Raw genomic sequence first — 7,581 nt, forward strand, 5'->3', positions numbered from 1 at the left:
AGAAGACGGCCGCCGGCGCTGGCCAGCCGGCAGAGACCGTAAGGACGTTGAAGTGGGGAACCCTTTAGGCCCCACTTTTTTGTTGGGGGTCGCCCGCGGACGCCGGGCGCGGAGGAAGAAGGTGGTAGGACCTCATGGCGCGGAGTCTCGAGGCTGAGCTGGAAGAGCTTCTGGCCGGCATCGGATTCGAGCTGGTCTCGATGGAACGAGGCGGGGGGCGCAGGCGCCCCCTCCTTCGTCTGAGGGTGGACCGGCCCGAAGGACGACCCGGTCACTCGACGGTGACGGTGGACGATTGCGCGGCGGTCAGCCGCGAGGTCCGTCGGTTCCTCGAGACGAAGGAGTCGGGGGAGGGCGACTGGGTGTTGGAGGTCTCGTCGCCCGGAGTCGAGCGTCCCCTGACCCGGGCTCGAGACTTCGTCCGGTTCGCGGGCGAGAAGGTACGGTTGCGGGGTTTCAAGCCCCTGCTGGAAGGGAGTCGGCAGGTCACGGGCACGGTCGTAGGCGTGGAGGGCGAGACCGGCCGCGAGGTCGTGGTGCTCGAAGTGGAGGGCGAGCCGGTCCGGGCGCCCCTCGCGGACATTGCGAAGGCGACGCTGGTATACGAGTTCGCCGGTCAGTCAAAGAAGGCGCAGGAGGATAGAGACGGCACATGAGCGATCAGATTCCGGTCGTTGAGGCGTTTCGGGTGATGACAGCGAACAAGTCGCTGTCCGACAGCGAGTTGCATGACCTGATCAGGGACGGCATCCACGCGGCCCTCGCACGCCGCTTCGGAGGCCCGGTGGAGGCCGAGATCGAGATCCTCCCGGAGGGCGACATCAAGATCGTCGTCCTCAAGGAGGTCGTGGAGACGGTCGAGGAGCCGGCACGTCAGATCTCGCTGGAGGAAGCCCGGTGGGACGACCCGGACTTCCAGGTGGGAGACCTGCTCGAGATTCCGGTCGAGTTTACGGATTTCGGTCGCAACGCGGTGATGGCCGCGAAGCAGCGGATCATCCAGAGGGTGCGTGAAGGCGAGCGCGATCGGATCCGCGAGGAGTTCAGCGGCATGGTCGGGGATCTCGTGTCGGGCGAAGTGCAGGCCATCGAACGCGGCAAGATCGTGGTCATGCTGAACCGCGTCCGGGAGGCGGAGGCGGTCATCCCGTGGCGCGAGCAGAACCCGAGAGAGCGCTTCAGGCAGGGAGAGACGATCCGGGCCGTTTTGGCGAAGCTGGAAGAGACGCCCCGGGGCCCGAGGCTGATCCTGTCGCGCGCCGACCCCCTCTTCGTGAAGGCCCTGTTCGCGATCGAGGTCCCCGAGATCTATCAGGGGATCGTGGAGATCAAGGAGATCGTTCGAGAGGCAGGTGGGCGGACCAAGGTGGCCGTCTCCTCCCGGGACGACTCGGTCGATCCGGTAGGGGCGTGCGTGGGGCTCAAGGGGTCTCGTGTTCAGGCCGTGGTGTCCGAGCTGTCGGGAGAGAGGATCGATATCGTGCCATGGCACCCGGACCCGGAGATCTTCGCCCGGCGGGCCCTGGCTCCGGCGAAGGTGTCGAAGGTGATCTCGGATTCCGAGCGACACGTGGTCACGGCGATCGTCGATGAAGATCAGCTCTCTCTCGCCATCGGAAGAAACGGGCAGAACGTGCGTCTCGCATCGCAGCTCATTGGTTGGCAGATCGACCTCTATTCCAGCCGCGACTGGCTGGCGAGGGGGGCGGAGTCGAGCCTGTTCGGGGGGACGGACGAGTACGAGGTGTCCGACTTCCCGCTGTCGGAGCTGGAGGACATCCAGCCCGCCACGCTGGCCGCTCTGCAGGCTGCCAGCATCAACACGTTCTTCGACGTGCTCGACATGGACCGGGAGGATTTCCTGCGGGTGCCGGGAATCGGAGACGAGGATGCGGCGGTGCTGCTCGCGCTGATCGATGAGCTGACCGTGGAGGAGGAACTTCCCGAGGCCAGGCCCGCGCCGGCCTCCCCCGAAGGATCCGAGGATCCCGGCCAGGAGGCCGGAGATGGGGAAGAGGCGGTCGGGGCGTCGGAAGAGCCGGACGGGGAGGCGGTGGTCGACGAGCCGAGCGACGAGACGGTCGCGGAGGCCGACGAAGCAGCGGAAGGCGAGCCCGTCGCCGTGGCTTCGGAGACCCCGGCCGGAGACGACAGCGAGGAGCCGGCCGAAGAGGACAGGTGAGTCCCAGCAGCATGGAAGGCGCAGTCGGGGTGGACGGTCGGGACCGGCGGGTCTTGCAGCTCCTCGGCCTGGCCCGCAGGGCGGGACAGCTGGTGATCGGGACGCAGGCGGTCAGGGAAGCCGCCTCGCGGGGCGAGCTGTCGGCGGTGATCATAGCGGAAGACGCCACGGAGAACGCACGGCGCAGGCTCGATTCCGTCGTGCGTGAGGAGGGCGTCGAGGTGGTGTGGCTGGGGAGGCGCGAGTCGATCAGCCGGGCCGTCGGCCGCGGAAACGCCATCGTGGTCGGAGTCCGGGATCGCGGGCTCGGTGCCCGTATCGTCGAAGCGGCGGGTGGTGTCTGACGGAAGCCGTTGGTCGGAAGTCGGATCGGCTGGCAGAGGCAGCCGGACATCTGAGGGTAGAGAGTACGCAGGACGGAATACCAAGGAGGGCAGGCGTTGGCGACATACCGCGTCTATGAGGTGGCCGAAGATCTCGGTGTAGACAGCAAGCAGCTCATCCACATGCTGCACGAGATGGACGTGCGCGTGCGGAGCCACATGTCGAGCGTGACCGAGGATCAGATCGCGAGGTTGCACGCGAGGCTGGAGCGCGAGCGGCGCACCGGTGCGCACACCGCCCCGGACGAGCCGGTGAGCACCCGGCGGCGTCGTCGCCGGAAGGCGCCGGAGGTCACGGAAGTCGAGACCGCGGAGGCTCCAGAAGAAGGCGAGGAGGCTCCGGCCGAAGTGGTGGCCGAAGCGGATGAGATGGCGCCGACCGCCGCGGAGGACGCAGAAGCGCCCGCTGCCGAGCGGGCCGAGGATGAGGACATCGAGGCGCTCGAGTCCGAGGGGCCGGCCGAAGTGGCGGAGCTGGAGGATGCCGAGGAGATCGAGGAATCGGTCGAGGTGGCGGCATCCGAGCCGACGGACGATGCCGCGGAAGAAGCGGCCGGAGAGGCGGAGGAGCCCCCGGAGGCGTCCGACGAGGAGCAGGAGTCGGAGCCCGAGGAAGAGGCCCGCCCGACCCGCCGGAAGCGGACGGTGAAGCCCAAGCCCGTGCGCCGCGGACTTCCCCCGGCGGCGGCGAAGCCGGCGGCACCCGCGGCCTCTGCGGCCCCCGGGGGCACCGTACGCATTCAGGCCGAAGGTTATACGACCGACGGACGCAAGCGGGGCAAGCGGGACCGCAAGCGTCGTCGTCGCGTCGACCAGGACGCGGTCCAGGAGAGCGTGAAGAAGACGCTCGCGGCCATGGAGGGAGGCTCTCAGCGTCGGCGTCGAAGAGACTCCGGGCCGTCGCAGCAGGAGGTCGAGCGAGAAGAGAGAGAAGCCAAGGAGGCAGCGGAGGTTACACTCGTACGGGTAAACGAGTTTCTAACCGTTGCGGAGCTGGCGGATCTGATCTCTGCGTCGCCGCAGGAGATCATCACGTCGGCGTTCAAGAACCTCGGTTTGATGGTCACGATCAACCAGCGACTCGACTTCGACCAGATCGAGCTCATCTGCGAGGAGTTCGGGTACCAGGCCGCGCGGGAAGAGGCGTACGAGGCGGACCTGGTGGAGTTGCAGCAGGAAGCGGAAGACGAGGGTGAGCTGGCGCCGCGTGCCCCGGTGGTGACGGTGATGGGCCACGTGGATCACGGAAAGACCTCGCTCCTCGACCACATTCGCGAGACGAACGTCATCGCGGGCGAGGCCGGTGGCATCACCCAGCACATCGGCGCGTATCACGTCGTCACGGAGGACAGGAAGGCCCTGACCTTCCTCGACACGCCGGGCCACGAGGCGTTCACCGCCATGCGGGCCCGTGGTGCCGAGGTCACGGACCTCGTCATCCTCGTGGTGGCGGCGGATGACGCCGTGATGCCACAGACGATCGAGGCGATCAGTCACGCACGGAACGCGGGCGTGCCGATGATCGTGGCGATCAACAAGATCGATCTCCCGACGGCGAACGTGGGGAAGGTCAAGCAGGATCTTCTGTCCCACGAGGTCATCCTCGAGGAGTTCGGCGGGGATGTCCTTTCCGCCGAAGTGTCCGCCAAGACGGGCGATGGAATCGATGATCTGCTCGAGAAGGTGCTGCTGCAGGCGGAGATTCTCGACCTCAAGGCCGTTCCGACGGGTATGGCCCGCGGGACCGTCGTGGAGGCCGAGCTCGACCGGGGAATGGGCCCCGTGGCCACGGTGCTCGTGCAGAGCGGCGAGCTCAACGTAGGCGACGATTTCATCTGCGGTCTGCAGGGCGGGCGCGTCCGCGCTCTCCTCGATGAGCGTGGCAACACCGTAGACCGGGCCGGTCCGTCCATCCCCGTTCGCGTCCTCGGGCTCGAAGGGGTTCCGCAGGCAGGAGACCGACTGGTCGAGATGGAAGCGGCGCGGGTCCGTGAGATCGTCTCGCGCCGGCAGCAGCTGGAGCGGGAAAAGGACATTCGACGGCGTCAGAAGGGCACACGCCTCGAGGACATCTTCTCCGCCGTTCAGGAGGAGGGGCAGGCGACGCTCAACCTGATCATCAAGGGAGACACCGACGGTTCGTTGCAGGCGCTCTCGGATTCGCTGGAGCGCCTGGGAACGGAGGAAGTCGCCGTGGACGTGGTGCACCGGGGTGTGGGTGCGATCAACGAGTCGGATATCCTCCTGGCCACGACCACGCAGGCGACGGTCATCGGTTTTCATGTGCGTCCGGATACCAAGGCGCGCGAGGTGGCGGAACGTGAGAGCGTGGAGATTCGACTGTACAGCGTGATCTACGAGGCCGTCGAAGACGTGAAGCTGGCGCTCGAGGGTCTGCTCCGCCCGGAGGAACGGGAAGTGCTCGTGGGGAGCGCCGAGGTGCGGGAGACCTTCAAGGTCCCGCGCGCCGGGACCGTGGCCGGCTGTTACGTCGTTTCGGGATCCATCCAGCGGAATCAGAGGGTCCGACTTCTGCGCGACTACGTGCAGATCTACGAGGGGAACATCGCGAGCCTCAGGCGCTTCAAGGAGGACGTCCGGGAGGTGCGGGACGGATACGAGTGCGGCATCTCGATCGAAGGATTCAACGACGTCAAAGTCGGGGACGTGATCGAGTGCTTCCGGGTGGAGGAAGTCGCCCGGACCCTGGCCGAGAGTGGCCAGTCGGCCTGACGTAGACCTCGTGTCCGCCGTGTACGGCCGGGGCCGGTGGGTGTTCCGGATCCCGGATTGCCGCTCCTTGAAGGACAAGAGGCGCGTCGTCATCGGCCTCCGGGATCGCGTGCGCTCCCGCTTGAAGGTGTCGGCCGCCGAGACGGAGTTCCAGGGGGATACGCAGAAGGCGGAGATCAGCATCGCGTTCGTCTCGTCGGACGCGACCGTAGGACGTCGCATCCTCGACCGAGCGGACGACCTGATCGCCTCGGATCCCAGGATCTACCTGATTGATTCCGAGTCGGAGCTGTTCTGAACCCGGCTTCGATCCATTCCAGAACCGAGTCGCATGTCACCGAATCGACGAACGACCAGGCTTAATCAACTGCTGCGAGAGGAGATCTCGGGGCTTCTGCTGGGCGAGATCAAAGATCCGCGGGTTCGCGGGGTCACGGTCACGCGAGTCGAGGCCACGCAGGATCTCGCCTATGCCGACGTGTACGTGCGGACGCTCACGCCCGAGGAGTCGATCGAAGACGCGATCGCGGGACTCGAGAGCGCGGAGGGTTTCATGCGTCGCCGGCTCGGGCGTGAGCTCCATCTGCGCCGCATTCCGGATTTCCGGTTTCACGCGGACCGGGGTCTCGAGCACCTCCAGAGGATCGAGACCCTTCTCGACGAAGCCTTCGGTGAGCGCGAGGATGGCGAAGATTGAATCGCCGGACATCCTGCTGATCGACAAGCCGGAAGGACCGACGTCCCACGACGTGGTTCAGATCGCCCGACGCGCCCTCGGCCTCAGGCGAATCGGTCATACCGGTACGCTGGACCCCTTCGCGACCGGGCTTCTGATCCTGTGCATGGGCAGGGCGACCCGTCTCGTCGAGTACTTCCACCGTCTCGCCAAGACGTACGTGGCCACGGCTCTGCTGGGGCTCGAGACCGACACCGAAGACCCTACCGGTGAGGTCACACGGCGGTCGGATGCCTGGCGTTCGCTGCACCCGCCGGAGATCGAGCGGGCCGCTGCGGGACTCGTCGGCAGTCTCCGTCAGGTGCCTCCCGCCTTCTCGGCCGTGAAGTCGGGTGGAAGGCGATCCTACGAGGCGGCCAGGCGAGGTGAAACGCCGGTTCTGGAGCCCCGAAAGGTGGAGGTGCATTCCTTCGACATCACCGATCTGCGGCTGCCGGAGCTCGACTTCCGTGTGAGCGTGTCGACCGGCACCTACGTCCGGTCCCTCGCTCGAGATCTGGGCCGCTCGCTCGGGTGCGGGGCGCACCTGAAGACCCTTCGCAGGGAGGCCATCGGCCCGTTCTCGGTCGCGGATGCGGCCTCTCTTGCACAGCTGGAGAGCGCGGAGCTGCCGGCGACCAGCCGGTTGGCAGCGGCCGAGGCCACGGCATGGCTGCCCCGCAAGCATCTCGACGCGGCCGAGGTCGAGGCGATTCGGAGCGGCCGGCCCATTCCGGCGGAAGGGAACGAGGGCTCAGACGTCCCGGTGGCGTTGCTCGACGGTGAGCGCCTGCTCGCGATCGGGAGACGGGAGTCGAACATGCTCAGACCGGAAAAGGTGTTTCCGCATGACTGAGGACCGGGTTCTCGAGGGAATCAGCGGCCTTCCCCCCGATGTGCAGGGGACCGTGGTGACGGTCGGCAGCTTCGACGGAGTCCATCGCGGCCACATGGCCGTGCTCGAAGAGATCAACCGTCGTGCCGCGGACCGCGCCCTGAGCAGCGTGCTGGTGACGTTCGATCGGCATCCCTTGACGGTCGTACGTCCCGAAGACGCTCCGGGACTCCTGACCACGCCGGATGAGAAGAAGGAGATCCTCTCGCAGTCCGGTCTGGACTACGTCGCCTTCATCCCGTTCACGCGCTCGCTCTCGAGGTACGAGCCGGAGGAATTCGTCGATCGGGTCCTCCGGAGCCGATTTCGCGTCGCGGAACTCGTCATCGGATATGACCACGGCTTCGGACGCGACCGGGAAGGGGACATCGAGTTGCTGCGCGAGCTCGGACGCCGCCACGGGTTCGCCGTGGACGTGGTGCCTGCCGTGGCCTCCGGATCGGCACCGGTGTCCTCGACCCGCATCCGGGCTCACGTGGCCGCGGGAGAGGTGGAGGAGGCCGCCGTAGAGCTCGGCCGACCGTATTCCTTTCGCGGGCCCGTGGTCGCGGGTCTCGGACGCGGCCGGCATCTCGGTTTCCCGACCGCGAACATCGCGGCGCCGGGAGGCGGCAAGCTGTTGCCCGCGCCTGGGATCTATGCGGTCCGTGCCTCGCTGCGGACGGAGATTCGC

Annotated in this window: 8 protein-coding genes; all 8 read left to right on the forward strand. The window is 67.0% G+C overall.

Annotated features, from left to right (window positions below):
• The first annotated feature begins 134 nt into the window (after positions 1 to 134).
• On the forward strand, positions 135 to 656 hold the full coding sequence (gene rimP / locus AC36XV_RS03235) for a ribosome maturation factor RimP (protein ID WP_492202237.1): 522 nt from the start codon (positions 135 to 137) through the stop codon (positions 654 to 656).
• Positions 653 to 2,182, forward strand: coding sequence for a transcription termination factor NusA (nusA, locus tag AC36XV_RS03240; protein WP_492202238.1), 1,530 nt, complete (start codon positions 653 to 655; stop codon positions 2,180 to 2,182). The genes rimP and nusA overlap by 4 nt, the downstream gene beginning before the upstream one ends.
• The gene (locus AC36XV_RS03245) at positions 2,179 to 2,526 is read left to right on the forward strand and encodes a L7Ae/L30e/S12e/Gadd45 family ribosomal protein (RefSeq protein WP_492202239.1); all 348 of its coding nucleotides are present in this window, start codon (positions 2,179 to 2,181) and stop codon (positions 2,524 to 2,526) included. Before nusA ends, AC36XV_RS03245 begins: the two co-directional genes overlap by 4 nt.
• A gap of 96 nt (positions 2,527 to 2,622) precedes the next feature.
• Positions 2,623 to 5,298 carry a translation initiation factor IF-2 gene (gene infB / locus AC36XV_RS03250; protein ID WP_492202240.1) on the forward strand — a complete coding sequence of 892 codons (2,676 nt, stop codon included), beginning with the start codon at positions 2,623 to 2,625 and terminating at the stop codon, positions 5,296 to 5,298.
• A 40-nt stretch (positions 5,299 to 5,338) separates the two neighbouring features.
• Positions 5,339 to 5,596: a DUF503 domain-containing protein gene (locus AC36XV_RS03255; RefSeq protein ID WP_492202245.1), complete on the forward strand. Its 258-nt coding sequence runs from the start codon at positions 5,339 to 5,341 to the stop codon at positions 5,594 to 5,596.
• 33 nt (positions 5,597 to 5,629) lie between these two features.
• Entirely contained in the window at positions 5,630 to 5,995 is a 366-nt protein-coding gene (rbfA, locus tag AC36XV_RS03260; protein WP_492202241.1) for a 30S ribosome-binding factor RbfA, read from the forward strand.
• Complete coding sequence (gene truB, locus AC36XV_RS03265; RefSeq protein ID WP_492202242.1) at positions 5,982 to 6,869, forward strand: tRNA pseudouridine(55) synthase TruB; 888 nt, start codon at positions 5,982 to 5,984, stop codon at positions 6,867 to 6,869. The genes rbfA and truB overlap by 14 nt, the downstream gene beginning before the upstream one ends.
• On the forward strand, positions 6,862 to 7,581 hold a 720-nt coding region (gene ribF, locus AC36XV_RS03270), incomplete at its 3' end, for a bifunctional riboflavin kinase/FMN adenylyltransferase (RefSeq protein WP_492202243.1). The genes truB and ribF, both read left to right, overlap by 8 nt.

The sequence above is a fragment of the Candidatus Benthicola sp. genome, from assembly GCF_058719085.1.

Bases quoted from the DNA above. Each gene is read 5' to 3' on its own strand.
- rimP (WP_492202237.1), top strand. From the start codon at position 135: ATGGCGCGGAGTCTCGAGGCTGAGCTGGAAGAGCTTCTGGCCGGCATC.
- nusA (WP_492202238.1), top strand. From the start codon at position 653: ATGAGCGATCAGATTCCGGTCGTTGAGGCGTTTCGGGTGATGACAGCG.
- rbfA (WP_492202241.1), top strand. From the start codon at position 5,630: ATGTCACCGAATCGACGAACGACCAGGCTTAATCAACTGCTGCGAGAG.
- truB (WP_492202242.1), top strand. From the start codon at position 5,982: ATGGCGAAGATTGAATCGCCGGACATCCTGCTGATCGACAAGCCGGAA.